Genomic DNA, 25,884 nt, shown 5'->3' with positions numbered 1-25,884 from the left:
TCAGCTCACCGCTTCCAGGCGCGTGGTGCCGGACGCCGAGCGGAAGCTCTCGTCGAGGGCCGGCAGCCAGAGCTCCGCGCGGCGGAGCTGGCCGGAGCCGCCGCGCGGAGCGGATTCGACGGTCACGCGGCGGGAGGAGAGGTAGCCGGTTCCGCCTCCGAGCCCGTCCCAGCCGCTGCGGGAGACCGTGAGCGTCGCCTCGACCTGCGGCCAGTCTCCCACCACGATCAGGGTGGCCTCCCGCTGCCGCAGCCGGGCGTTGAGCCTGGCGATGTCGCCGTCGCGCGCCCGGCTGGTGGGGGCGACGACCACGACGCTCAGCACATCCACCACGGCGGCGGTGACGGTCAGCCACTGCTCGCCGGGGTGCGGGACGAGCACGAGCCGGTCGAGGTCGATCCCGAACCGCCCTGCCGCCTCCGCCCCGAAGTCCGGCATCCCGACCACGCCGCACCACGCACCGGATGCGCTCGGGCCGGCCAGCATGGCCATCACGAGCGTCGTCGACCCGCGCACCGCGTATGCGGCACCGGCCTTCAAGGCACCGCCGGGCAGCAGAGGGGAGAGCGCCGGGTGCGTCTCCAGTCGCCTGCTCTCCAGCGTGGTGGCCTGCATCTGCCGGATGCGCGACTGCAGCTCGTGCACCTGCGCGCGGTCGACGACCGGCTCGGCGACGGTGGCTGCTGAAGAATGCATGCCTCTATTTTCGAACATATGTTCGACGATGGCAAATGCATTTTCGGGCGGCGCCGGGCGCGTCCCATCCCGCGCGGCGCACTCCGCTCCGGCGGAGAACTGGCCGCTTTCACGTCGTTTCTCCGCTCCAGCGGAGTGCCGGACGGCGTGTCGAGGGGAATCTCCTGCGCAACGGATGCAGACCCGCGGCGCGCGCAACACCGGATGCGCGTGGCGACACGCCGCGCATCCATCCGCTCAAGCGGAGATGCGGCCGGGGGGCGCCGGAAACTCCGCTCAAGCGGAGATGAGGGCTGGAAAGCGGGCGGCGCCGGGCAAACGAAAACGGGGCCGCGCCGAAGCGCGACCCCGTTCGAAGCTCAGGTCAGAGCGGGCGGATGTTCTCCGCCTGCAGGCCCTTGGGGCCCTGCGTCACCTCGAACTCGACCTTCTGGTTCTCCTCGAGCGAGCGGTAGCCGCTCGAAGCGATCGCCGAGTAGTGGGCGAACACATCAGCGCCGCCGTCGTCGGGAGCGATGAAGCCGAAGCCCTTTTCAGCGTTGAACCATTTGACCGTACCAGTAGCCATATCTCCTCCAGGAGCGATATTCCTCGACCCCGACTGTCGGGGCCTCGTCGCGTGTTCTCCTGCTCCTGTAAAGCTGGCAACGCTCCGGGTTTGGGACGCACCTATCCAACACATGCAAAACACACGACTGGCCTTAGCCTAGCCGCCAACCGCGAAAAACACACCAGTGACGCAGAATCCGACCGTCGCGGTTCGTCACGGTTCGGTGACGAAGTCGATCAGGTGCTCCACCCTGCCGAGCAGTTCCGGCTCGAGATCGGTGAAGTTACGGACGCTGCCCAGGATGCGTTTCCAGGCGCGGGCGGTGTCCGCCTGGGTCTCGTGGGGGAGTCCGAGGGCGGCGCAGATCCCCTTCTTCCACTCGATCGAGCGCGGGATGCTCGGCCAGGCGTCCAGCCCGACGCGCGCCGGTTTCACGGCCTGCCAGATGTCGATGTACGGGTGCCCGACCACCAGGACGTGCTCTCCGTACGGCCCGCGCTTCACCGCGTCGGCGATCCTGCTCTCCTTGGAGCCGGGCACGAGGTGGTCGACGAGCACGCCGATGCGGCGGGACCGGTCCGGCGCGAACTCGCGCACGATCGCATCCAGGTCGTCGACGCCCTCCAGGTATTCGACGACGACGCCCTCCACGCGCAGATCGTCTCCCCAGACCTTCTCCACCAGCTCGGCGTCGTGCCGGCCTTCGACGAAGATGCGGCTGGCGCGCGCGACCCTGGCCTTCTGGTCGGCGACGGCGAACGATCCGGATGCGGTCCTCGCCCGCGCCCCTCCGCCCTTCGCGGCGTGCACCAGCGTGACGGGCGCACCGTCGATCAGGAAGGATCCGCTGAACGGGAAGACGCGCTTCTTGCCGAAGTAGTCCTCCAGCTCGACGGTCTGCCCTTCGATGCGGGTGACGGCGCCGCAGAAGCCGCTCACGGCATCCTCGATGACGAGGTCGCGCACCGCTTCGACCTCGGGCACGGCCACGCGGCCCGCGTTCTTCCAGTCGGTCGCCAGCACATCGGCTCCGTAGCGGTCGTCGTTCACCCGGAGAGACTAGAGGGTGCGGGGGAGGTGGAGGGGGAGCCACGCCATCAGTCGAAGATCCTCACCAGGTGCCAGCTGCGGCTGGTGTTGTCGTGCCGCACGTCGAACACGTGCGCGCATCCCGTGTCGTCGGTGGCCTGGAAGCGCCAGCCGCCGATCTCCCTCGGCAGGCTGCCGACGCCGTAGCGGTGCTCGCCGAACGGCCGCCACCAGGCGCAGACCTCCGCCCACACCGTCGGCGTGTCTGTCACGCGGTATCTGGTCGCCCGCCACACCAGCCTGGTCGGGATGCCGTCGTCCGTCGTCCACACCGCGACGGACTCTCCGATGTCGGTCATGCCTCTCACCTCGCTCGTTCGAACGTTTGTTCGATTAACGAGTGTAAAGCCATCGACCGACGAATGCACCTGCGCCATACTGTGTGCATGACCGACCTGACCGATCCTTCCGGCGCGGCCCTGCGACTCAGCAACGACGAGCGGGAGCGCGCCGTCGCCGCCCTGCAGGCCCACGCGGCGCAGGGGCGCCTGACCGACGCCGAGGTGCAGACCCGCGTGCAGTCCGCCCGCTCCGCCGTGACGCGCGGCGACCTCGCCCCGCTGTTCGCCGACCTCCCGGGGCGCGTCGACCTCGACGGCACGGGCGCCGCGGCAGGTGCCGGTGCTGCTGCAGGCGCTGGGGCAGGCGCCGCCTATCAGGCACCCGACTACGCCGCGCAGTCGCCCTCCGACCCGTACGAGCAGCGCTCCGGACGCACCGGGGACCGCCGCTGGGGTCTCGCGATCGTGTCCATCGCGCCGTTCGTGGCGCTCATCCTGTTCTTCGTGACGAGCTCGGTGTGGGGATACGCGTACAGCTGGCTCTGGTTCCTGCTGGTCCCGATCGCCGGGGCGCTCGTCTACGGCGGGGACGGCGGCAGAGGCCGCGACCGCCGCTAACCGACCGTCGCTAGCCGACCGTCGCGCCGAACAGCAGTCCGAGCAGGTACGTCGCCGCGGCGGCCCCGTACCCGATCGCCAGCTGGCGCAGCGCGCGCTTGAGCGGGGACGCCCCGGACAGCAGCCCGACGATGGCGCCCGTCCCGAGCAGCACGATCCCGACCAGCAGCGCGGCCACGAGCACCGCCGTCGTGCCCTGCAGGCCGAAGAGGTACGGCAGGATCGGGATGAGCGCTCCGGATGCGAAGAAGCAGAAACTCGAGAGCGCAGCGTTCCAGCCCGTGCCGACCGACTCGTGCTCGTCGATCACCTCGCCCGTCACGGCCTGCACCGACGCCGTCTCCACGGCGCGCGCATTCAGGCCGGCGAGCACCTCGGCGGCGTGCGCCTTCGCCTCGTCCGGCGCCATCCCGCGCGCACGGTAGACGAGCGTGAGCTCGTTGGCGTCGACGTCGAGGTCGGGCAGCGCAGACCGCGTCTCCGGGTTGGGGCTGGACGCTTCGAGCAGTTCTCGCTGCGACCGGACGGAGACGTATTCGCCTGCGCCCATCGACAGCGCGCCGGCGAGGAGGCCGGAGATGCCGGTGAGCAGCACCACGTGGGTGGCGACGCCGCTCGCGCTGATGCCGAGCACGAGCGCGAGGTTGCTGACGAGCCCGTCGTTCGCGCCGAACACGGCGGCGCGGAACGTGCCGGACAGCCGCTGCCGTCCCCGGGCGGCGAGCGCGCGGACGACCTCCTCGTGGATCTGCTCGTCCGCGGCCATCTGCGGCGTCGCATCCACGTCGTCGCTGTAGGGGGAGCGGGCCTCGGCGCGCTGCGCGAGCGCGAGCACGAAGACCGAGCCGAACCGGCGGGCCAGGAGGCCGAGGAGCCGGGTGCGGATGTCCCCGCGCAGCGGTCGGCCGACGTCGTCGCCGAGCAGGGTGAGCCAGTGCTGCTCGTGCCTGCCCTCCGCCTCGGCGAGCGCGAGCAGGATCTCGCGCTCCTCGCCGGTGCGGCGTCCGGCGAGGTCGCGGTAGACCGCGGCCTCCGCCCGTTCGTCGGCGAGGTAGCGGCGCCAGCGGCGGATGTCCGCTGGACTCGGGTTGCGCTCGGCTGCGGTCGTCATAACGGTTGGAAAGTCTAGGCGATGGATGCGCCGCTGAACCGTTCGCCCCACACCCTGGCCAGCTCGACGACCTCCGGCGGCGCGATCACCTGGAACGGCGCATCCGCGGCGGCCAGTCCGAACAGCGCCCACTCCGCACTGTCCGCAGACAGGTGCACGCGGGTGGTCTCGGCATCCACGGCCTCGGCCGTCGCCCACCGGCCGATCGCGCTCTCGACCTGCGCGACGGGCGCGTGCACGATCGCGTCGACCGCGAGCGTCTCCGTCGCGGCGCCGAGGGATGCGGAGACATAGCTGGCCGCGTCGTCGGCCGGCAGGGCACGCGGCCGGAACCGTTGCCCGGTCGTCCGCGGCTCGGCGAGCCTGTCGAGGCGGAAGCTGCGCCAGTCGAACCTGCCGAGGTCGTACGCCACCAGATACCAGCGCCGCTCCACAGATACCAGCCGGTGCGGCTCGACGTGGCGGTCGCTGCGCTCCCCGTCACGGCTGACGTACACGAAGTGGATGCGCTCCTCGTCCCTGCAGGCCTGCGCCACCACCGTGAGCACCCCAGCGTCCACGCTCGGCCCCTGCCGCATGGCACCGGCGACGGTCGCGGAACGGAGCGCATCCACCCGGCTGCGCAGCCGGGACGGCATCACCTGCACCACCTTGGCGAGGGCACGAACGGAGGCGTCCTCGATCCCGGCGATGCCGGACTGCGCTGCCGTCCGCAGGCCGACAGCGAGCGCGACGGCCTCCTCGTCGTCGACCACGAGCGGGGGAAGGGAGGCGCCGGCCGCCAGCTGGTATCCGCCGTCGACGCCACGGCTCGCATCCACCGGGTACCCGAGGTCGCGCAGTCGGTCGATGTCGCGGCGCAGGGTGCGCGGAGACACCTCCAGGCGTGCCGCGAGCTCCGGGCCCGGCCAGAAGCGGTGGGTCTGCAGCAGGGAGAGCAGTTGGAGAGTGCGCGATCCCGTGGTGTTCACCCTGCCATCATCCCGCCGATTGCGGACGAACGGTGTCCGCAATCGCTCAGTGCGGGACGAGCGGCGTCGCCCCCGGCCGGGACAGGGTGAGGATCGCCTCTGCGACGTGCGGGTCCGCCTCCAGCGCCCCGCCGATGGCGACGAGGTCGGCGGCCACGTCCGACTCGCGATCGTTTCCGACCAGATCGACGGCGGCGACCACGTAGATGCGCTCCGGCCCCACGTACTCCAGGTGCAGGTACGTCACCGTCTCCACCTCGGGATGCGCGAGCAGGGCAGCGAGCACGGCCTGCGTCGCCTGGTCGGAGCCCTGCTCGCCGAGCAGGAAGCGCCGGTTCCTGTCGATCAGCACGAGCGCGACGACGGCGAGCAGCACGCCGACCAGGATGGAGCCCAGCGCGTCGTACACCGCGTTCCCGGTCAGCTCGTGCAGCAGCAGGCCGAGGAAGGCGATCAGCAGACCGATCAGCGCGGCGGCGTCCTCGAAGAACACCGCGCGCAGCGTCGGGTTCGACGTGCGGAACACGTGCGAGAGCGTCCCGATGCTTCGCTCGTCCGCGCCCCGGCGCGCCTGCCGGTACGACTGCACGAACGAGAACCCCTCGAACACGAACGAGACAGCGAGCACGACATACGCGACGGCGTAGTCCGCGCCGCGGTCGGTCGCGCCCAGCTCCGAGACGCCGTGCGTGATCGACACCACGGCGCCCGCCGTGAACAGTCCGACCGCCGCGAACAGCGACCACACATACGCCTCGCGCCCGTACCCACCCGGATGCGCCGAGTCGCGCGGCCGGGACGCCGAGCGCTCCGCCTGCAGCAGGAACACCTCATTGCCCGCATCTGCCCAGGAGTGCGCGGCCTCGGCGACCATCGAGGCCGATCCGGTGAGCACCGCCGCGATGGTCTTCGCGACGGCGACGACGACGTTCGCGCCGAACGCGATGACGACCGTGAGGAGGCTCGATGAGGAGGGGGAGTCCGGCATAGCGGCAACAGTAATCCGCACGGCGGCCGTTCTGCCCCGTGAAATGACGAAAACCCCGGTCTTTCGACCGGGGTTTCTCTGTGTGTCCGAGGGGGGACTTGAACCCCCACGCCCTATACGGGCACTAGCACCTCAAGCTAGCGCGTCTGCCATTTCCGCCACCCGGACAGGTGTTTCATTCCAGCGACCGAACCGGCCGCCGAAGAAAGACATTAGCACGTCTGCAAGCACATGCTCGACCTGGCCGAGCATCCCGGGCGTGGCGTCGCGCTCCGCGTTGGCGACGGCCGGAAGCGCCGGTAGCGTTGGGCGTATGACGGATGCCCTGAGCGACGAGCAGCTGGACGAGACGGCCATCATCGCGCGCGATCTGATCCGCTTCGACACCACCAACTACGGTGAGGGGAAGTCGAACGGCGAGACGGATGCCGCGGAGTACGTGGAGGCCCGCCTCCGCGGGATGGGCCTGGAGCCGCAGCTGTTCGACTCCGACCCCGGCCGCACCAGCGTCGTCGCACGCGTGCCCGGCCGCAACGCGGACAAGCCGGCGCTCGTCGTGCACGGCCACCTCGACGTCGTGCCCGCCGACCCGCGCAACTGGTCGGTCGACCCGTTTGGCGGCGTCATCAAGGACGGCCTGCTCTGGGGTCGCGGCGCCGTCGACATGAAGAACATGGATGCGATGATCCTCACCGCTGTCGGCGATCTGCTCGCAGCGGGGGAGCAGCCGGAGCGCGACCTCGTCGTGGCGTTCTTCGCCGACGAGGAGGACGGAGGACGACGCGGCTCGCACTTCCTCGTCGACAACCACCCCGAACTGTTCGCCGGAGCGACGGAGGCCATCAGCGAGGTCGGCGGATACTCGATCGACCTCGACGGCCAGCGCGCATACCTGATGCAGACGGGGGAGAAGTCGCTCGTCTGGATCAAGCTGATCGCCCGCGGCCGCGCATCCCACGGCTCCCGCCTAGTGCGGGACAACGCGATCACCAGGCTCGCGGAGGCCGTGGTCGCCATCGGCCGCCGCGAGTGGCCCATCCAGCTCACCGATACCACCACGCAGCTGCTGGCCGAGGTCTCGCGCATCCTGGACATCGACCCGGAGCAGGTCGGGCCGGACGAGGTCGTGCTGCGCACGGGCACCGCCGCCGGGTTCATCCTGGCGACCCTCCGCACCACCACGAACCCGACGCTCCTCGACGCCGGATACAAGCACAACGTCATCCCGGACACGGCGGAGGCGCTCATCGACATCCGCACGCTGCCCGGCGAGGAGGACGCCGTGCTCGCCCAGGTGCAGGAGATCGTCGGCGACGACATCGAGATCAGGATCATGCACCGCGACGTCGGCCTGGAGGCCGCGTTCGGCGGCCCGCTGATCGACGCGATCGTCTCCACCATCGGCGAGCACGACCCCGGCGCGCCCGTGCTGCCGTATCTGCTCTCCGGCGGAACGGACAACAAGGCGCTGAGCAAGCTCGGGATCACCGGATACGGCTTCGCACCCCTGCAGCTGCCGAAGGAGCTCGACTTCCCCGGGATGTTCCACGGCGTCGACGAGCGCGTCCCCCTCGACGCGCTAGTGTTTGGCAGGTCCGTGCTGCGCGACCTCCTCCGCAGCTACTGACCGTTCCCCGCCTCACGTCAGCACCGAAAGCACCGCATGGAATTCATCAACGCCCTCATCCTGGGTCTCGTCCAGGGGCTCACCGAGTTCCTCCCGATCTCGTCGAGCGCGCACATCCGGATCGTCGGTGAACTGCTCGGCACGGGCGGCGACCCCGGCGCCCGGTTCACCGCGATCATCCAGCTGGGCACAGAGGCGGCGGTGCTGCTGTACTTCTGGAAGGACATCGTCCGGATCATCGGGCAGTGGTTCCGTTCGCTGTTCGGCAAGGTTCCGCGCAACGACCCGGATGCACGGATGGGCTGGCTGGTCATCCTCGGCAGCGTGCCGATCGTCGTGCTCGGCCTGTTCTTCCAGGACGCGATCGAGACCACGTTCCGCTCGCTCTGGATCGTGGCCGTCACGCTGATCGTGTTCGGCATCCTGCTCGGGATCGCGGACTACGTCGGCAGCAAGACCAGGCGGCTCAAGGAGCTCACCTGGGGTCACGGCATCATCTTCGGCCTCGCGCAGGCGCTCGCGCTCATCCCGGGCGTCTCCCGCTCCGGCGGCACGATCACGGCCGGGCTGTTCATGGGCTACCAGCGGCGGGCGGCGGCGCGATACTCGTTCCTGCTGGCGATCCCCGCGGTGTTCGGCAGTGGTTTCTACCAGCTCTACAAGGCCATCAAGGAGCCGTGCACGGAGGCGCTGGCCGCGGCGCACACCTGCACCGTCGAGGTGTTCGGCCCGGCGGAGACCGCCGCGGCGACCATCGTGGCGTTCGTGGTCGGCCTCGTGGTGATCGCGTTCTTCATGGGCTACATCTCACGACGCAGCTTCCTGCCGTTCGTGATCTACCGGATCGCGCTCGGCGCGCTCCTCATCGTCCTGCTCTCCACCGGAGTGCTGACCGCCTGACCCGCGGTCCCCGCGCTCCGAAGCAATCGAGCCGGGACTTATGCACGCGACACGCCGAGTGTGGGCGTACACAAGTCCCGGCTCGATGGCTTGGGGCTGTGGGGTGGGTCAGGAGCGCCAGGGCTCGTCGGGGCGTCCGCCGGCCTGGCCGTCGCGGCCGTCTCCGCGGCGGCGGAGGTAGCGCTCGAACTCCTGCGCGATCGCCTCGCCGCTCGCCTCGGGGGAGTCGACCGTGTCGCGCGCCTGCTCCAGCTGCTCGATGTACGCGGCCATCTCGTCGTCGTCGGCCGCGAGTGCGTCGATGCCCGCCTCCCACGCCGCAGCCTCGTCGACCAGCGTGCCGCGCGGGATGGTCACATCCACCAGCTCTTCGAGCTTGTCGATGAGCGCCAGCATCGCCTTGGGACTCGGCGCGTTGTGCACGTAGTGCGGGACCGACGCCCAGATCGTCACCGTCGGGATGCCGACCGCCTCCGCGCCCTCCGCGATGGCGCTCAGGATGCCGACAGGGCCCTCGTAGGTGGAGCGCTCGATCGACAGCTCGGCGCGCACGGCGGCGTTCTCGCTCGACGCGAAGATCGAGATCGGGCGGGTGTGCGGCACGTCGGCCAGCATCGCGCCGAGGAAGACGATCACGCCGATGTCCGACGCGAGGGCCGCATCCAGGATCTCGGCGGTGAAACTCTTCCAGCTGCGCGACGGCTCCGTGCCCAGCAGAAGGTAGATGTTGCCGACGTTGTCGCCGCTCACCCGCACAGCGTCGGCGGCGAGGTCGCCCGCCAGGTCGTGGGCGGCAGCACCGGGATGCGCAGGCCCGTACATCACGGCCGAGGGCCAGACGAGGTGGCGGTGCCCGTCGTCGTCGGTCACGACGGGCCGGTTGAACTGGAAGTCGAAGTAGAGCTCTGGATCGACCTCGGAGATGGGCACGACGTCGAGCACGTCCTTCAGCGTCTTGACGGCGCCGCTCGCTGCCTCTCCGGCGTCGTTCCAGCCCTCGAAGGCGACGACCAGGATGCGGCCGCCGAGGAAGTCGTTTCCGTCAGTCACAGTGGATGTACCTCTGTCCTCTCCAAGCGACCGTGCGGACGCCATCCATCCAGGATAGGCCCGCCGGTCACCGGTAGGCTTGTGGCCCGTGACCTCACTGACTCCTCCGAGCCCGCCGGCCGCCGTTTTCTGGGACATGGACGGCACCCTCGTCGACACCGAACCGTACTGGATGGCCTCCGAAGTGGAGCTCGTCTCCTCGTTCGGCGGCGTCTGGACGCACGAGGACGGCCTGCAGATGGTGGGCCTCGGCCTCTGGAACTCCGCCGAGATCCTGCGCGCGCACGGCGTCGACATGCCCGCGGACGAGATCGTGCAGTGGCTCACCAACCGGGTGCAGGAGAAGCTCGACAGCGACGGCGTTCCGTGGCGTCCCGGCGCGCGGGAACTGCTCGCCGACCTGCGTGAGCGCGGCATCCCGACCGCCCTCGTCACCATGTCCGTGCGCCGGATGGCGGAGCAGATCGTCGCGCACATCCCGTTCGAGGCGTTCGACGTGATCGTCAGCGGCGACGAGGTCACCGAGCCGAAGCCGCATCCCGAGCCGTACCTGCGCGCCGCTGAGCTGCTGGGCGTCGACCCGGTGGATGCGGTGGCCATCGAGGACTCGCTGGTCGGGCTCAGCTCCGCCGTCGCCTCCGGTGCGGCCACCATCGGGGTGCCGCACATGGTCGCCATCCCGGAGAGCGATCAGCACACCATCTGGGACACCCTCGACGGCAAGACCGCCGACGACATCGCGGCCGTCGCCGCAGCGAAGGGAGCGCTCCTGTGAGCGACGAGACGACCACGCAGCCGACCTACGCGCCGCAGCCGCAGAACAGCGGCCCGTTCCGCGCGGGCGACCGCGTGCAGCTGACGGGGCCGAAGGGCAAGCTCAACACCATCACGCTCGAGCCGGGCAAGGTCTTCCACACCCACCGCGGCATCCTGGAGCACGACACCATCATCGGCCTGCCCGACGGTTCAGTCGTGACCAACAACGTCGGCGTCGAGCACCTCGCGCTCCGCCCGCTGCTCAGCGACTTCGTCATGTCGATGCCGCGTGGCGCCGCGATCATCTACCCGAAGGACGCCGCCCAGATCCTGTCGCTCGCCGACATCTTCCCCGGCGCGAACGTCGTCGAGGCCGGCGTCGGCTCCGGCGCCCTCTCGCTCTGGCTGCTGCGCGCCATCGGACCCACCGGCACGCTGCGGTCGTTCGAGCGCAGGGACGAGTTCGCCGACGTGGCGCGCGCCAACGCGGCCACCTTCCTCGGCCACGACCCGGAGAACTGGACCGTCACCGTCGGCGACCTCCAGGACGCGCTCCCGGATGCGGTGACCGACCAGAGCGTCGACCGCGTCGTCCTCGACATGCTCGCCCCGTGGGAGTGCCTCGACGAGGTCACCGCCGCGCTCAAGCCGGGCGGCGTGCTGCTCTGCTACATCGCGACGGTCACCCAGCTGTCCCGCGTCGCCGAGGCGATCCGCGCCTCCGGCGACTACACGCACCCGCAGTCGAGCGAGACGATGGTGCGCGGCTGGCACGTCGAAGGACTCGCCGTGCGCCCTGACCACCGGATGATCGGCCACACCGGCTTCCTCATCACGGCGCGCCGTCTCGCCCCCGGCTCCGTCCTGCCCGAGCTGAAGCGCCGCCCGTCCAAGAGCGACTACAGCGACGACGACGTCGAGGCCTGGACGCCCGGAGCGCTCGGAGAGCGGCAGTCGAGCCCGAAGAGCCTGCGCAAGCGGGTCAGGGCGGCGGCCGCGAGCGCCGAGCTGGCGAAGGCCCGCTCCGCGGAAGCGGCGGAAGACGCCGCGCACGAGGACGACTCCACCATCAACTAGCATGGGGAGCCGGGCGACCATCGTGTCGTCCGGAATCCCACCGATCGCACCGAAAGAGGACTCGTGCGCAGAGCTACCGCACTCGTCGTAGCAGCAGGACTGCTGGCCGTCACGCTGACGGGATGCTCGTCAGACCCGAACGCGAACTGCGACACCGCGCTCAAGCCGGGTACGGCATCCAACCTCATCACCGCGACCGGAAAGCTCGGCTCGAAGCCGAAGGTGAGCTTCCCGACGCCGATCGACACCAAGACCTCGCAGAGCACCACGCTCATCGACGGTAGCGGCGAGCAGGTCCGCAAGGGCCAGATGGTCGAGATCCAGTACACGCTGCTCGACGGCGAGACCGGGGCGACCGGCAGCGCGAGCTCGTACTCGAAGTCCGAGCCGACCCTCATCCCGGTGGGCGCCACGAACATCCCCGGCATCAACGACGGGTTGCAGTGCGCCACCGTCGGCTCGCGCATCGCCATCGCGATCGCCCCGAAAGACAGCGGCTCCGACGGCGCAACCAGCTCGGTCGTCGCCGTGATCGACCTGGTCGGCGCGTTCCTGCCCAAGGCGGACGGCGCCGTGCGCCCGTCGGTCTCCGGCTTCCCGACCGTGGTCCTCGCACCCACCGGCCAGCCCGGCATCACCATCCCGTCCGGCTCGGCCCCCACGGCCGTCCGCAGCGAGACGCTGAAGGCCGGAGACGGCGCGACCGTGAAGAAGGACAGCACCGTCGTCCTGCACTACACGGCCGTCGGCTGGGATGCCAAGAACGTCGTGTTCAGCACCTGGCAGAACGGCGCGCCCGACCTCGTGGCGATGGCGTCCGGTCAGTCCAGCGCCAACCAGGCCCTCCCGCAGGCGATGCTCAAGGAACTCGTCGGCCAGAAGGTGGGCTCGCAGGTGGTCGTCGAGACGCCCAAGGACTCCAGCATCCCGGCAGCAGCGTGGGTCGTCGACATCCTCGGAGTGCGCTAGCCGATTAGGATGGACGGGTGCCTCCGTCCTCGTCTTCGCCCTCCCGTGTGCCGGTCGAAGAGCGGCTGTTCAGCCTCGTGCTCGCGCTGCTCGCGACCGAGACGGGTCTGACCAAGAACGAGATCCTCTCGACCGTGCAGGGCTACCGCCAGCGCTTCGTCACCCACGGTGACAACAGCAGCCTGGAGCGGCAGTTCGAGCGCGACAAAGACGACATCCGCGAGCTCGGCGTCCCGCTCGAGACCGTGGAGTCCCCGGGCGACTCCGGAAACAATCAGCTGCTGCGCTATCGCATTCCCAAGGGGGCATACGACCTTCCGGCCGACGTGACGTTCTCCCCGCAGGAGATCACGCTGCTCGGACTGGCCGCCACGGTCTGGAAGGAGGGCTCGCTGTCCGGCGAGTCCCGCAGGGCGCTGATGAAGCTGCGTTCGCTCGGCGTGGAGGCCAACGACCCGATCGTCGGATACGCGCCACGGCTGCGGGCGAGGGACAGCGCCTTCGACCCGCTGAGCCAGGCACTCGAACGCAACGCCATCGTGCAGTTCCCCTACCTCAAGCCGGGGGAGAGCGCATCCAGGACCAGGACGGTCGCGCCGCTCGCCCTGGTGCAGCACCAGGGCCGGTGGCACCTGCAGGGCATCGACCAGGATGCGCACGGCTCGCGCACCTTCCTGCTCTCGCGGATGGTCGGACCGGTCAAGGTCACGGCCCGCACCTTCGAGCCGGAGGGCTCCGATTTCGCCGCGAAGGCCCTGGCCGACCTGGAGAGCATCTGGCAGGCCAACGTCGCGACCATCGAGGTGACGGCGGGAACGGACGCGGCCACGCGACTCGGCAAGCGCTACGGCGACGCCGTCCCGACGAAGGGCGACGGCGAGTCGTTCGTGCTCACCGTCAACTACTCCGACATCAACATCCTGGCCGACCAGCTCGCGAGCTTCGGCCCGGAGGTGCTGGTGCTCGCTCCGGATGCGCTGCGCGACGCCGTGCGCGACCGTCTCGTCGCCACGGCGGCCGCCCACGAGAGGAACGACCGTGGCTGAGCGCCGCAAGCCCATGCAGGCGCAGGACAAGCTGGCCTTCCTGCTCGCCCTCGTGCCGTACCTGATGGACAGGGACAGGGTGAGCGTCGCGGAGGCGGCGGAGCACTTCGGCGTCGAGAAGGCGCAGCTGCGCGACGCCGTCCGGCTGATCGCCGTCTCGGGCGTGCCGGGGGAGACCAACCAGTACCAGCCGGGCGACCTGTTCGACATCGCCTGGGACGACTTCGAGGACAACGACCAGATCGTCCTCACCCACCAGGTGGCCATCGACGACTCCCCGCGGTTCTCCGCGCGGGAGGCCGCCGCGCTGATCGCCGGGCTGCAGTACCTTTCGGCTCTCCCGGAGAACGCCGACCGCGATGTGATCGGCTCGCTGATGGCCAAGCTCGCCCGCGGTGCCTCCGCCGCGCCCAGCCAGGTGGCGGTCGCCGGCTCGGAGACCGACGCCACGCTCGCCGTGATCCGGGATGCGGTGGCCGGCGGCACGCAGCTTGATTTCGACTACCTGAATTCCCGCGGTGAGCGGGAGCGTCGCAGGGTCGACCCGCTGCGCATCGAGTCCATCGACCAGGACTGGTACCTGCGCGGCTGGGACCACCTCCGCACCGCGATCCGCACCTTCCGGCTCGACCGCATCGACGACCTGCGGGCCACCGACCAGCCGATCACCTACCGGCCGGGCGACGTCACCCTCCCGGAGACCCTGTTCGAGGGCACGGAGGACGACCTGCTGGTGACCATCGAGGTGTCGGCCTCGGCTGTCCCGTTCATCGAGGACTACATCCCGGAGGGCGCATCACGGCAGGAGCAGGACGGGCTCGTGCGCACCAGCGTGCGCGTCGCGCACTTCCACGGTCTGAAGCGGCTGGTCGCCGGGCTGTCCGGCGTGCTCACCGTGCTCGACCCGCCGGAGGCCCGCGCTGTCGTCGCCGGCTGGGCGCGGGCTGGGGCCGACCGCTACCGGTAGCAGCCGCGGCCTGTCGCTATGCTGATGGCATGCCGTGGTGGTCGTGGGTCCTGATCTGGGTCGTGCTGGTGCTCGGCCTGCTCGGGATGCTCGCCTTCTTCGCCGTCCACCTGTTCCGCAAGGTCGTCGCGGCCGGAAGGGAGGCGTCTGCGCTCATCGAGAAGGCCGATGTCCTGTCCCGGCGTGCGGAGGACCTCACCGAGGCGGCGTTCCACCCCGCCGTCTTCGCGGACGCCAGCGCACTGCGCGCGGAGCGTGTGCAAGCCAGCGCCGATCGCGCGGTTGCGAGGCAACTTCGCAGGGATGCACGGGTCAAACGCGGTAAACTGCTCGTCAATGCCGACGCAGCTCGGTATTCCTACTTGATCACGAAGGACTAACTCATGCTCGGCGGCCTTACCGGATGGCACCTGCTCATCATCCTCGCAGTGATCCTGCTGCTCTTCGGTGCGCCGAAGCTCCCCGCCCTCGCCAAGAGCATCGGCCAGTCGATGCGCATCTTCAAAGGTGAGGTCAACGAGATGAAGAAAGACGGCGACAAGCCGGACGCCTCGTCGACCACTCCGGCCGACGGCAGCACCACCGCCTCGCCCGAGACGCACACGAAACCGTAATCGGTGGCCTCCACTAAGCGAGGCAAGAACCGCGAAGGACGGATGACGCTCGCCGAGCACTTCGTCGAGCTTCGCAAACGCCTCTACCGCTCTGCCATCGCGCTGCTCGTCGGCGCTGTCGCCGGCTGGTTCCTGTCCGGGTACCTCCTCGACGCGATGCGCGTCCCCATCACCGAGATCGCCACACAGCAGGGCCGCGTCGCCACGCTCAACTACGACAGCATCACCGGGGCATTCGACCTCAAGATGCAGATCGCCATCACCATCGGCGTCATCATCTCCAGCCCGGTCTGGCTCTACCAGATCTGGTCCTTCTTCGTCCCCGCGCTCAGCCGCAAGGAGCTGAAGTACGGCCTCGGCTTCTTCTTCACCGCCGTCCCGCTGTTCCTGATCGGCGCATACGTCGGCTGGCTGCTGGTGCCGCACATCGTGTCACTGCTGACCAGCTTCGCGCCGTCGGACGACTCGGCGATCATCTCGGCGAAGACGTACTTCGACTTCATCCTGAAACTGTCGCTGGCGGTCGGCGTCGCGTTCGTGCTCCCGGTGTTCCTGGTGCTGCTGAACTTCGTCGGGGTGCTGAGCGCATCCTCGATCATCAAGTCGTGGCGCTGGGCGATCATCCTGATCGTGCTGTTCACCGCCATCGCCACTCCGGCGGCCGATGTGCTGTCGATGTTCCTCCTCGCGGTGCCGATGGTCGTGCTCTATCTCGCCGCATACGGGGTCGCCTGGCTGCACGATCGGCGTGCCGCGAAGGCCGCCATGCGCCTGGAGGCCGAACTGGCGGCATAGGCTTGGTCGTGTGACCGATCAGCTGTCTCCAGCCGAACGCTACGCGGCGTCGCGCACGCGCACCCGCCAGCCTCTCGTCGAGGCCTTCCGTGCGGGGCTCCGCTTCGACCTCGACCCGTTCCAGCGCGAGGCCTGCGCGAGCCTCGAAGAGGGCAAGAGCGTGCTGGTGGCCGCTCCGACGGGAGCCGGCAAGACGATCGTCGCCGAGTTCGCCGTGTTCCTCGCGATGCGCGAGCCGAACGCGAAGGTCTTCTACACGGCGCCGATGAAGGCGCTGAGCAACCAGAAGTTCCAGGAGCTGGTGGACGAGTACGGGCCGGAGTCCGTCGGCCTCCTGACCGGCGACACCAACGTCAACTCCCGCGCGCGCATCGTCGTGATGACGACCGAAGTGCTGCGCAACATGCTCTACGCCGACTCCGACCTGCTGACCGACCTCGCATACGTGGTGATGGACGAGGTGCACTACCTCGCAGACCGGTTCCGCGGCGCGGTGTGGGAGGAGGTCATCATCCACCTTCCGCAGTCGGTCCGGATGGTCTCGCTGAGCGCGACGGTGTCCAACGCCGAGGAGTTCGGCGACTGGCTGCAGGCGGTGCGCGGCGACACGGACGTGATCGTGTCGGAGGAGCGTCCCGTCCCGCTGGAGCAGCACATCCTGATGCGGTCGAAGCTGATCGACCTGTTCGACTCGTCCGGCCTCGCGGCGACCAACCGGGTGAACCCGGAGCTCGTGCAGATGGCGCGCTACGGCGGCCGGGTGCTGAGCAGCAGGCAGATGCGGGACGTCGGGCGCTACCACTCCAGGGGCGGCCGTCCGGACACGTACCGGATGGACAGGGCCGACCTCGTCAAGCTGCTCGGCGAGCACAACCTGCTCCCCGCCATCTTCTTCATCTTCAGCCGCAACGGCTGCGACCAGGCCGTGCGCCAGACGCTCCGCTCCGGCGTGAAGCTGACCCAGCAACACGAGCGCGACGAGATCCGCGCGATCGTCGAGGAACGCTGCAGGACCCTGCTCGACGAAGACCTCGCCGTGCTCGGGTACTGGGAGTGGCTCGAAGGACTCGAGCGCGGTGTCGCCGCCCACCACGCAGGTCTGCTGCCCGCCTTCAAAGAGGTCGTGGAGGAGCTGTTCCGCCGCAAGCTGGTCAAGGTCGTCTTCGCGACGGAGACGCTCGCGCTCGGCATCAACATGCCGGCGCGCACCGTGGTGCTCGAGAAGCTGGAGAAGTTCAACGGGGAGGCGCGCGTCCCGATCACGCCGGGGGAGTACACCCAGCTCACCGGGCGCGCCGGCCGCCGGGGCATCGACGTGGAGGGCCACTCGGTCATCCAGTGGCAGGACGGCCTCGATCCGCAGGCTGTCGCCTCGCTCGCGTCCCGCCGCAGCTACCCGCTGAATTCGAGCTTCCGCCCCACGTACAACATGGCGGTCAACCTGATCGACCAGTTCGGGCGCGAGCGCACCAGGGAGATCCTGGAGTCGTCGTTCGCCCAGTTCCAGGCCGACCGTGCGGTGGTCGATCTGGCGCGCAAGGTGCGCCAGCAGGAGGAGTCGCTCGCCGGGTACGAGAAGGCGATGACCTGCCACCTGGGCGACTTCCGCGAGTATTCGGGCATCCGGCGCGAGCTGAGCGACCTGGAGCGCAAGGGCTCCTCGATGGAGCACGCCTCCCGGGCCGACCGCGACAAGCGCCAGCGTCGGCTGACCGCGCTGCGCAAGCGGATGAAGGAGCACCCGTGCCACCGCTGCCCGGACAGGGAGAACCACGCCAGGTGGGCGGAGCGCTGGTGGAAGCTGAAGCGCGAGACGGACGCCCTGAGCTCGCAGATCCGGTCGCGCACCGGAGCCGTCGCCAAGGTCTTCGACCGCGTCTCCGACGTGCTGCTCGAACTCGGCTACCTGAACCGGGAGGACGACGTCACGACGCTCACCGTGCACGGCCGCACGCTCAAGCGCATCTACGGCGAACGCGACCTGCTCGTGGCCGAGTGCCTGCGCAGGAACATCTGGAACCAGCTGGATGCGCCGAGCCTCGCAGCGATGGCCTGCGCCCTGGTCTTCGAGCCGCGCCGCGACGAAGGTCTCGCGCACGAGCGCACCCTCCCGCGCGGAGCATTCCGGCCTGCCCTCGACAAGACCATCGACATCTGGAGCAGACTCGACGACCTCGAACGCGAGAACAGGCTGCCGGGCAGCGAACCGCCGTCGACCAGCCTGGCGATGGCGATGCACGCGTGGGCGAAGGGCACCAGCCTGAACACGGTGCTCTCCGAGGCGGACATGGCCGCCGGCGACTTCGTGCGCTGGACGAAGCAGACCATCGACCTGCTCGACCAGCTCTCACTCGTCGCGCAGGGCCCGGTGGGACGCACGGCACGGCAGGCACTCGAATCGATCAGGCGCGGCATCGTTGCTTACTCATCCGTCGCCTAGCATTTCTGCGGCGAACGCCGAACCACGTCCTCTAAGCTCTCCACTCGTGACCCAGACCCCCCGCGCCGTGCTGCCCCTCTGGCTCGCACTGGTCCTGGCCGTGGGGGCCGGCCCCGTGCTGGATGCGGGATTCCCCGATCGCAGCTGGTGGCCGCTCACCTTCGTCGGCATCGCGATGGTGCTGCTCGCCGTGCGGGGACGCAGAGCCGGCAGCGCTTTCCTGGTGGCCTGGGTGGCGGGGGAGTCGTTCTTCCTGTTCCACGTGGCCTGGACGGCGCTGTACCTCGGGCCGCTCCCGTGGGTGGCGCTGTCGACGCTGGAGGCGATCTTCTACGGCCTCGGCGGGATGCTCATCGCGCTCGCGTACCGCTGGGTGCCGCGCGCCTGGCCGACCAGGCTGGGACGCCTCGGGCTGCTGCCGGTGATCGTCGGCGGCCTCTGGACGCTGCGCGAGTACGTGTCCGGCAACTGGCCGTACGGCGGGTTCTCCTGGGGCCGTGTCGCCGAGTCCCAGGCCGAGAGCCCGTTCGCGCCGCTCGTGGCGTGGCTCGGCATCTCCGGGCTCAGCTTCGTGATGGTGTGGCTGGTGGCGCTGCTGCTGGAGGTCTGTTTCGTGGCGGACCTGCGGGCCGCGTGGCGAGCATCCATCGCCATCGGCGCCGTCGCCGTCGTGCTGGTGGTGCCCGCGTGGCCCGCGACGACCAGCGGCACCACCAGGATCGCCGCCGTGCAGGGCAACGGCCCGGCGGGGTACTTCGACAACGCGCCACCGGATGCCGTGCTGAACTCGCAGATCGCCGAGACGGAGAAGATCGAGGACGAGAAGGCCGACATGGTCGTCTGGCCGGAGGGCGCCGCCCAGCCGGACCCCACCCGCGACCCGCAGTCCGCGGCGATCCTGGATGCGCTGAGCCGCAAGATGGGCGCGCCGTTCATCGTCGGCACGATCACCTACCGCGACGGCAAGTACTTTAACACCTCGCTGCTCTGGAAGGACGGCAAGGGCGCCGTCGACTACTACGACAAGAAGCATCCGGTGCCGTTCGGCGAGTACGTGCCGGACCGGGCGTTCTGGCGGCCGTTCGCGCCCGACCTGATCGACCTGATCGGCCGCGACTACACCCCGGGCACCAGGGACAACGTCTTCGACGTGAACGGCGTGCGCGCCGGGATCTCGATCTGCTTCGACATCGTGGACGACCAGCTGCTCACCGACATGATGCAGGGCGGCGCGCAGGTCATCCTGGCCCAGACGAACAACGCCGACTTTGGGCAGACCGACGAGAACGAGCAGCAGCTCGCCATCGCCCGCCTGCGCGCGATCGAGGCCGGCCGGTCGCTGGTGAACATCTCCACCGTCGGCAGCAGCCAGATCATCGGGCCGAGCGGCCGGACCATCGCGGAGATCCCGCCGTTCAAGCCCGGCCACATGATCGCCGACGTCCCGCTCGGCACGACGACCACGCCGGCCACCCTGCTCAGCCGCGGCATCGAGTTCCTCGTCGCCGGCCTCGGCCTCTTCGGTCTCCTCATCGCCTGGGGCGCACGGAAAAGGCCGTCCTCACCGGTGGGGTGAGAACGGCCTCGGTGTGGCGGGGTCAGGCGCCGATCTTGTGCTCGCCCGTGCCGCGCCGGGAGCGCAGGTAGGTGAGCCTCTCCTCGAGGAGTTCCTCGAGTTCGGCGCGGGTGCGGCGCTCGAGCAGCATGTCCCAGTGGCTGCGCGGCACCTTCACGTCCGAGCGGTCGACCTCGACGGGGGTGTCGCCGACCAGCAGGGTGGCCTCGTGGCCGCAGTGCTTGCACTCCCAGGTCTGGGGTGCATCAGCCTCGGCGGAGAAGACCATGTCGGTCTCCTTGCCGCATTCGGGGCATAGGTAAATGTAACGGGAACGCGGGGAGTACACGACGCCTTCTTCGCTCTGTAAGCTCTGGGCGCCAAGCCTCATTCCGCGCAAACTGCGATCTGCCATTGTGTGGTTCTCCTCTGTGCGCGCGTGCTTCACAGTTATAAACCCACAAGCTGGGGGTTCTCTTTCCGTCGGACCCGTACTCTCAGGGCCCTCTCAGGTCAGATTCGCGCGTCGACCAGCGCTTTCAGTGTGTCGCAGCGGTCGGTGACGAGGCCGTCGACGCCGAGGTCGAGCAGGCGTGTCATGTCGGCCGGATCGTTCACCGTCCAGACGTGGACCTCCACGCCGGCGTCGTGCAGGATGCGCACGGTGCGCCTCGAGACGAGCCGCAGCGGGCCCTGCCGCTCGGGGACCTGCACGGCGACGAGACCGCGCAGCGCGCGGCGCACGGCGGAGGTCGAACCGGCCTTGGCGGCGGCGATCGCGGGGAGGACGCGCGAGACGGAGGCGGAGCTCGCCACGCCGGGCAGCGCATCCACGGCCGCCCTCCTGCGCTTCTCGTCGAAGCTGGTGATGAGGACGCGGTCGGTGGCGCGCGCCTTCAGGATGGCCGCGGCGGCCGGGGCGGCGGAGGCGAGGTCCTTGATGTCGATGTTGAAGCGGGCGTCGGGAAACGCGTCGAGGGCGTCCGCGAGGGAGCAGTACGACTGACCATCGCCGAGCTGGATGCGTCGCAGCTCCGGCATGGTGAGCTGGCCGACGCGCACGGCGCGCCCGGCGACGCGGGAGAGGTCGGGGTCGTGGCTGATGACCGCGACCCCGTCCGCGCTCGCGTGCACGTCGGTCTCCAGGTGCGTCGCCCCCGCGTTCAGCGCGCGGAGGAACGCGAGGAGGGTGTTCTCCGGGGCCCCGACGGCGAGGCCCCGGTGCGCGATGATCCGGGGGAGAGGACCGCTCAGGAACGTCACGCCGGCGGAGTCTGCTCTCCGGGCGCCGCGTCGCCCTCGGCGGGCGCTGCGGGGGTGACGCCCGCATCCGGAGCCGCCGCCGCCGCAGCCTCTGCGGCCGCTCGCGTGGCCGCCTCCGCCTCGGCGTGCGCGTCGGCTGCTGCTGCTGCCGCGTCGGCCTGCGCGGCCTTCACGGCATCCCTGTCCACCGGCGCAGGATCTCCCGACGAGCCGGGCATCCCGGGCATGCCGGGAACTCCCTTGTCGCCGAACGCCTTGCCGATGCCCTGCAGCGCCTGGGTCAGCTCGCTCGGGATGATCCACAGCTTGTTCGCCGGGCCTTCGGCCAGCTTCGGCAGGGTCTGCAGGTACTGGTAGGCCAGCAGCAGGTTGTCCGGGTTCCCCTCGTGGATGGCGCCGAACACGGTCGTGATCGCCTTCGCCTCACCCTCGGCCCGGAGCACAGCAGCCTTCGCGTCACCCTCCGCCTTGAGGATGGCGGCCTGCCGCATACCTTCGGCGTTGAGGATCTCGGACTGCTTGGTGCCCTCCGCGGTGAGGATGACGGCTCGGCGGTCACGCTCTGCGCGCATCTGCTTCTCCATCGAGTCCTGGATGGAGATGGGCGGGTCGATCGCCTTCAGCTCGACGCGCGATACTCGGATGCCCCACTTGCCTGTCGCTTCGTCGAGGACGATGCGCAGCTGGCCGTTGATGTTGTCGCGGCTGGTCAGCGCCTCTTCGAGGTTGAGGCCACCGACGACGTTACGGAGCGTGGTGGTGGTCAGCTGCTCGACGGCGCCGAGGTAGTTCGCGATCTCGTACGTCGCGGCACGCGCATCCGTCACCTGGAAGTAGACGACCGTGTCGATCGACACGACCAGGTTGTCCTCGGTGATCACCGGCTGCGGCGGGAAGGAGACCACCTGCTCGCGCATGTCGATGAGCGGCCGCACCTTGTCCACGAACGGCACCACCACGTTGAGCCCCGGGCTCAGCGTCTTGTGGTACCTGCCGAGCCGCTCCACCACGCCGGCGCGCGCCTGCGGGATGATGCGGATCGCCCGGAACAGGGTGACCAGGACGAAGATCACGATGATGACGATGATGACCGTCACCACGATCCCCACGACCAGTTGACTGGCGTCTGTCACGACGCACTCCTTTCTGTGAAGTCGTCGGCTCCCGCGGCGATCGGGGCGGGCGCCACCACGGCGGTCGCCCCCTCGATGGAGACGACGACGACGTGCTCGCCGGGCACCAGCTGCGCCGGCGGGGCGGTGAGGCCGGTCGCGAGGCGCGCCGTCCAGGTCTCGCCGACCGCCAGCTTGACCTGGCCGGTGGTGCGGGAGACGGTGTCGACGACGGTGCCGGACATGCCGATCAGTGCGGCGACGTTGCTCTTGGTCGGGTCGCCCCCGCGTTTCAGTGCGTGCAGGAGGGGCGGCCGGATGAAGAAGATCAGGATGATCGAGAGCGCGGCAGCGATGATCAGCTGCAGCCACCAGGGCGCTCCGACCAGGCCGGAGACGAGGCCGCCGACGCTTCCGACGGCGATCATCAGGAAGACGAAGTCCAGGGTGAGCATCTCGATGATGATGAAGACGAGGATGAGGACCAGCCAGGCGATCCATGCGAAGGATGCGATGTCCACGGCGACTCCCTTCACTGTCGTACTGACGACCGTAGCAGGTGCCGAACCGGCGGTGCGGAACCCACTTGGTAGTCTCAGGGACGAGAAACCCATCTTTCTAGGAGTCTTCGTGTCCAACCCTCTCGCAGCTGGTTCCCTCGCCGGGAAGCGCGCGCTCATCACCGGTTCGTCTCGCGGCATCGGCGCCGACACGGCGCAGTATCTCGCGTCGGCCGGGGCCGCCGTCGTCATCAACTTCCGCAACAAGGAGGCTCGCGCCGTCAAGCTCGCGGACAGCATCAGGGAGGCCGGAGGCACCGCCATCACGGTGGGTGCAGACCTCACCGATCCCGCGTCGGTCGACGGGATGTTCGACACGGTCCGCCAGGAGTGGGGCGGACTCGACATCCTGGTGCTGAACGCATCCGGTGGCATGGAGTCCGGCATGGCCGAGGACTACGCCATGCAGCTGAACCGGGATGCGCAGGTCAACACCCTGAACGCCGCGCTCCCGCTGCTCGCCCCCGGCTCGCGCGTGGTGTTCGTGACCAGCCACCAGGCGCACTTCATCACCACTACGCCGACGATGCCGGAGTACAAGGCCGTCGCCGAGAGCAAGCGGGCGGGGGAGGACGCGCTGCGCGCGCTGCTGCCTGCTCTCGAGGAGAAGGGGATCGAGTTCGTCGTGGTCTCCGGCGACATGATCGAGGGAACGATCACCGCGACGCTCCTCAACCGCCTGAACCCGGGCGCCATCGACGCGCGCAAGGAGGCGGCGGGCAAGCTCTACAACGTGAGCGAGTTCGCGGCAGAGATCGCCCAGGCGGTCGTCGACCCGATCCCGGCCGACCACACCCGCCTGGTCGGTGACGTGTCCGATTTCGTGCCGGTGGCCGAATGAAGGCCGCGGACCTCGGACTGCTGACCGGCGTCTCCACGCCGACCGTGCACCCAGGCGGTGCGCGCGCTGTGGTGTCTGTGACGCATCCATCGCTCGAGGCGGACGCGACGGTCGGGCAGCTCTGGACCGTGCCGCTCACCGGCCACGCGGCGCCCAAGCGGCTCACCCGCGGCTTCCGGGACACCGCTCCGCGGTTCTCGCCGGACGGCCGGCTGATCGCCTTCTTGCGCGCGGCGCCCAAGGCCGCGCCGCAGCTGTACGTGGTGGATGCGGCGGGCGGGGAGCCCGTGCAGGTCACCGACCGGAAGCTCGGCGTCTCCGAGTTCGCCTGGTCGCCCGACGGCCGCACCCTCGTGTTCGTCAGCCGCGTGCCCGAGCAGGGCAGGTACGGCACGGTCGACGGCCTGGAGGCCAACGCCGAGCCGCCCCGCCACATCCGGACACTGAAATATCAGGCGAACGGGCTGGGCTACATCGTCGACCGGAGGGCGCACCTGTTCAGCGTGCCCGTGCCGGATGTGTGGGGCGAGCCGGTCGCGGAGGCCGCGCCCGAGGCGGACGGGAGCACCGCATCCACGCCGCTGGTGGAAGAGCCGGAGCAGCTGACGACGGGGGAGTGGGACGACGGTTCCGTCGCGTTCTCCCCGGACGGCGCGACCATCGCGTTCGTCTCCGCCCGCCACGACAGCCGCGACGACGACCTGCGCTCCAGCGTGTTCCTGCTGGCCGCCGACGGGTCGGGGGAGCCGCGCGACGTCACGTCGGAGCACGGCAGCTTCTCGGTCTCCGAGCTCGCGTACGGGCTGAACGGTGTGCTGTACTTCACCGCCCAGGATGTGGGGGAGAGCGGCAGGGACTTCGTCGGCCGCAACGCGGCGCTCTACGCGATCGACCAGGCCGGCGACGCGCCCCGCCGCCTCACCGACCCGGAGACGGTCGACCTCACCGAGAGCGCCATCGTCGCGTACCAGGACGATTCGGTGCTCGTCACCGACCGCAGCAGGGGAGCGCTCGTGCTCACGGCGGTCACGGCGAGCGGCGACGTGCGTCGCCTGACCGACGCGACGACCGTCGTCGGCGGAGTCGGTGTGGCCGGCGACGTGGTCGTCGCCTCCGTCGCAGACGCGGAGACCGCCGGCGACGTCGCCATCGTGGCCGACGGCCGCCTGCGGAAGCTCACCGACTTCTCGGCCGGGCTGCGCGCGGCGGGCGTGCTGCCCATCCGGGAGCTGACCGTGACGGCGCGCGACGGGTATCCGGTGCACGGCTGGGTGGTCGCGCCGGAGGGCGACGGTCCGCATCCGGTGCTGCTGAACATCCACGGTGGGCCGTTCGCGGCGTACACCGGCAGCGTGTTCGACGAGGCGCAGGTCTATGCGGCTGCCGGCTACGCCGTGGTGATGTGCAACCCGCGCGGTTCCGCGGGATACGGCCAGGAGCACGGGCGCGTGATCCGGCAGGCGATGGGCACGGTGGACTTCACCGACGTGCTCGACTTCCTCGACGGCGCCATCGCGGAGAACCCGGCGGTCGACGCATCCAGGGTCGGCATCATGGGCGGCTCGTACGGGGGATACCTCACCGCCTGGACGATCGGACACGAGCACCGCTTCGCCGCCGCCATCGTCGAGCGAGGATTCCTCGACCCGGAAGGGTTCGTGGGGACGAGCGACATCGGCAGCTTCTTCGGCGACGAGTACGTCGGAACGGACGCCGACCTCATCCGGTCGCAGAGCCCGCAGGCCGTCGTCGGCGAGGTGCGCACGCCCACGCTGGTGCTGCACTCCGCCAACGACCTGCGCTGCCCGCTCGGGCAGGCGGAGCGCTACTATGCGGCGCTGAAGCGCAACGGGGTGGATGCGGAACTGCTGATCTTCCCGGGAGAGGATCACGAGCTCAGCCGTGCCGGACGGCCGCGCCACCGGCAGCAGCGGTTCGACGCGATCCTGGACTGGTGGGCGAGGCACCTGCCGAGCGAGCAGAACGGGCGCTAAGCGACGCGTCTAGC

27 protein-coding genes and 1 tRNA gene are annotated in these 25,884 nt (G+C 69.7%); 15 read left to right on the top strand and 13 right to left on the bottom strand.

Annotated elements, in window-relative coordinates; translation table 11 throughout:
- From HF024_RS10135 to HF024_RS10120, 4 genes are all read right to left on the bottom strand, one after another.
- Complete coding sequence (locus tag HF024_RS10135; RefSeq protein ID WP_168689475.1) at positions 1 to 696, bottom strand: hypothetical protein; 696 nt, start codon at positions 694 to 696, stop codon at positions 1 to 3.
- A gap of 364 nt (positions 697 to 1,060) precedes the next feature.
- The gene (locus tag HF024_RS10130; protein ID WP_055893908.1) at positions 1,061 to 1,264 is read right to left on the bottom strand and encodes a cold-shock protein; all 204 of its coding nucleotides are present in this window, start codon (positions 1,262 to 1,264) and stop codon (positions 1,061 to 1,063) included.
- A 195-nt stretch (positions 1,265 to 1,459) separates the two neighbouring features.
- Positions 1,460 to 2,296, bottom strand: coding sequence for a DUF3097 domain-containing protein (locus HF024_RS10125; protein WP_210723938.1), 837 nt, complete (start codon positions 2,294 to 2,296; stop codon positions 1,460 to 1,462).
- Between the two features lie 47 nt (positions 2,297 to 2,343).
- A complete protein-coding gene (locus HF024_RS10120; protein ID WP_085370615.1) occupies positions 2,344 to 2,634 on the bottom strand; it encodes a DUF6504 family protein in 291 nt (96 codons plus the stop codon).
- An 87-nt stretch (positions 2,635 to 2,721) separates the two neighbouring features.
- Between HF024_RS10120 and HF024_RS10115 the strand changes: the two genes are divergently transcribed.
- On the top strand, positions 2,722 to 3,234 hold the full coding sequence (locus tag HF024_RS10115) for a DUF1707 domain-containing protein (RefSeq protein WP_168689474.1): 513 nt from the start codon (positions 2,722 to 2,724) through the stop codon (positions 3,232 to 3,234).
- Between the two features lie 10 nt (positions 3,235 to 3,244).
- Here the strand turns inward: HF024_RS10115 and HF024_RS10110 are convergent, their stop codons facing one another.
- The 4 genes from HF024_RS10110 to HF024_RS10095 form a co-directional block, all read right to left on the bottom strand.
- On the bottom strand, positions 3,245 to 4,345 hold the full coding sequence (locus HF024_RS10110; RefSeq protein ID WP_168689473.1) for a VIT1/CCC1 transporter family protein: 1,101 nt from the start codon (positions 4,343 to 4,345) through the stop codon (positions 3,245 to 3,247).
- A 14-nt stretch (positions 4,346 to 4,359) separates the two neighbouring features.
- A complete protein-coding gene (locus HF024_RS10105; protein ID WP_168689472.1) occupies positions 4,360 to 5,316 on the bottom strand; it encodes a YafY family protein in 957 nt (318 codons plus the stop codon).
- A 46-nt stretch (positions 5,317 to 5,362) separates the two neighbouring features.
- A complete protein-coding gene (locus HF024_RS10100; protein WP_168689471.1) occupies positions 5,363 to 6,304 on the bottom strand; it encodes a cation transporter in 942 nt (313 codons plus the stop codon).
- Between the two features lie 83 nt (positions 6,305 to 6,387).
- Positions 6,388 to 6,472: transfer RNA gene (locus tag HF024_RS10095), tRNA-Leu, on the bottom strand.
- A 145-nt stretch (positions 6,473 to 6,617) separates the two neighbouring features.
- On the opposite strand from HF024_RS10095, the gene HF024_RS10090 reads away from it, so the two are divergent.
- A complete protein-coding gene (locus HF024_RS10090; protein ID WP_168689470.1) occupies positions 6,618 to 7,931 on the top strand; it encodes a M20/M25/M40 family metallo-hydrolase in 1,314 nt (437 codons plus the stop codon).
- Positions 7,932 to 7,967: 36 nt separating this feature from the next.
- Entirely contained in the window at positions 7,968 to 8,831 is an 864-nt protein-coding gene (locus HF024_RS10085) for an undecaprenyl-diphosphate phosphatase (protein WP_085370609.1), read from the top strand.
- Between the two features lie 108 nt (positions 8,832 to 8,939).
- Here HF024_RS10085 and HF024_RS10080 read toward each other — a convergent pair whose 3' ends face one another.
- Positions 8,940 to 9,881, bottom strand: coding sequence for a PAC2 family protein (locus tag HF024_RS10080; protein ID WP_085370608.1), 942 nt, complete (start codon positions 9,879 to 9,881; stop codon positions 8,940 to 8,942).
- Positions 9,882 to 10,017: 136 nt separating this feature from the next.
- Here HF024_RS10080 and HF024_RS10075 point away from each other — a divergent pair, with 136 nt between their 5' ends.
- The 10 genes from HF024_RS10075 (at position 10,018) to lnt (ending at position 20,121) form a co-directional block, all read left to right on the top strand.
- Positions 10,018 to 10,656, top strand: a complete 639-nt coding sequence (locus HF024_RS10075; protein WP_168690862.1) for an HAD family phosphatase — start codon at positions 10,018 to 10,020, stop codon at positions 10,654 to 10,656.
- Positions 10,653 to 11,714, top strand: a complete 1,062-nt coding sequence (locus tag HF024_RS10070; protein ID WP_168689469.1) for a tRNA (adenine-N1)-methyltransferase — start codon at positions 10,653 to 10,655, stop codon at positions 11,712 to 11,714. Before HF024_RS10075 ends, HF024_RS10070 begins: the two co-directional genes overlap by 4 nt.
- 63 nt (positions 11,715 to 11,777) lie before the next feature.
- The gene (locus tag HF024_RS10065; RefSeq protein ID WP_085370605.1) at positions 11,778 to 12,683 is read left to right on the top strand and encodes a peptidylprolyl isomerase; all 906 of its coding nucleotides are present in this window, start codon (positions 11,778 to 11,780) and stop codon (positions 12,681 to 12,683) included.
- Positions 12,684 to 12,700: 17 nt separating this feature from the next.
- Positions 12,701 to 13,729, top strand: coding sequence for a WYL domain-containing protein (locus tag HF024_RS10060; RefSeq protein WP_168689468.1), 1,029 nt, complete (start codon positions 12,701 to 12,703; stop codon positions 13,727 to 13,729).
- Complete coding sequence (locus HF024_RS10055) at positions 13,722 to 14,696, top strand: WYL domain-containing protein (RefSeq protein WP_168689467.1); 975 nt, start codon at positions 13,722 to 13,724, stop codon at positions 14,694 to 14,696. The genes HF024_RS10060 and HF024_RS10055 overlap by 8 nt, the downstream gene beginning before the upstream one ends.
- A 29-nt stretch (positions 14,697 to 14,725) precedes the next feature.
- Entirely contained in the window at positions 14,726 to 15,076 is a 351-nt protein-coding gene (locus HF024_RS10050) for a hypothetical protein (RefSeq protein ID WP_085370602.1), read from the top strand.
- Between the two features lie 3 nt (positions 15,077 to 15,079).
- Positions 15,080 to 15,310, top strand: a complete 231-nt coding sequence (tatA, locus tag HF024_RS10045; protein WP_168689466.1) for a Sec-independent protein translocase subunit TatA — start codon at positions 15,080 to 15,082, stop codon at positions 15,308 to 15,310.
- Between the two features lie 42 nt (positions 15,311 to 15,352).
- Positions 15,353 to 16,105: a twin-arginine translocase subunit TatC gene (gene tatC / locus HF024_RS10040; protein WP_085370600.1), complete on the top strand. Its 753-nt coding sequence runs from the start codon at positions 15,353 to 15,355 to the stop codon at positions 16,103 to 16,105.
- 10 nt (positions 16,106 to 16,115) lie between these two features.
- Positions 16,116 to 18,545 carry a DEAD/DEAH box helicase gene (locus tag HF024_RS10035; RefSeq protein WP_168689465.1) on the top strand — a complete coding sequence of 810 codons (2,430 nt, stop codon included), beginning with the start codon at positions 16,116 to 16,118 and terminating at the stop codon, positions 18,543 to 18,545.
- Positions 18,546 to 18,591: 46 nt separating this feature from the next.
- Positions 18,592 to 20,121, top strand: a complete 1,530-nt coding sequence (lnt, locus tag HF024_RS10030) for an apolipoprotein N-acyltransferase (protein ID WP_168689464.1) — start codon at positions 18,592 to 18,594, stop codon at positions 20,119 to 20,121.
- Positions 20,122 to 20,143: 22 nt separating this feature from the next.
- Here the strand turns inward: lnt and HF024_RS10025 are convergent, their stop codons facing one another.
- The 4 genes from HF024_RS10025 to HF024_RS10010 form a co-directional block, all read right to left on the bottom strand.
- Positions 20,144 to 20,515 (bottom strand): RNA polymerase-binding protein RbpA, encoded by a 372-nt coding sequence (locus tag HF024_RS10025; protein ID WP_085370597.1) that lies wholly within the window; start codon positions 20,513 to 20,515, stop codon positions 20,144 to 20,146.
- A gap of 98 nt (positions 20,516 to 20,613) precedes the next feature.
- Complete coding sequence (locus HF024_RS10020; RefSeq protein ID WP_168689463.1) at positions 20,614 to 21,363, bottom strand: glycerophosphodiester phosphodiesterase family protein; 750 nt, start codon at positions 21,361 to 21,363, stop codon at positions 20,614 to 20,616.
- Positions 21,360 to 22,496 (bottom strand): SPFH domain-containing protein, encoded by a 1,137-nt coding sequence (locus HF024_RS10015; protein WP_168689462.1) that lies wholly within the window; start codon positions 22,494 to 22,496, stop codon positions 21,360 to 21,362. The genes HF024_RS10020 and HF024_RS10015 overlap by 4 nt, the downstream gene beginning before the upstream one ends.
- Positions 22,493 to 22,996 carry an NfeD family protein gene (locus HF024_RS10010; protein WP_085370594.1) on the bottom strand — a complete coding sequence of 168 codons (504 nt, stop codon included), beginning with the start codon at positions 22,994 to 22,996 and terminating at the stop codon, positions 22,493 to 22,495. The genes HF024_RS10015 and HF024_RS10010 overlap by 4 nt, the downstream gene beginning before the upstream one ends.
- Positions 22,997 to 23,105: 109 nt before the next feature.
- Between HF024_RS10010 and HF024_RS10005 the strand changes: the two genes are divergently transcribed.
- Positions 23,106 to 23,876, top strand: coding sequence for an SDR family oxidoreductase (locus HF024_RS10005; protein WP_168689461.1), 771 nt, complete (start codon positions 23,106 to 23,108; stop codon positions 23,874 to 23,876).
- The gene (locus HF024_RS10000) at positions 23,873 to 25,870 is read left to right on the top strand and encodes a S9 family peptidase (protein WP_168689460.1); all 1,998 of its coding nucleotides are present in this window, start codon (positions 23,873 to 23,875) and stop codon (positions 25,868 to 25,870) included. Before HF024_RS10005 ends, HF024_RS10000 begins: the two co-directional genes overlap by 4 nt.
- Positions 25,871 to 25,884 lie beyond the last annotated feature (14 nt).

Origin of the sequence: Leifsonia sp. PS1209 (genome assembly GCF_012317045.1) — a bacterium.
GTDB lineage: Bacteria > Actinomycetota > Actinomycetes > Actinomycetales > Microbacteriaceae > Leifsonia.
This window is presented reverse-complemented; position numbering and strand designations above follow the sequence as displayed.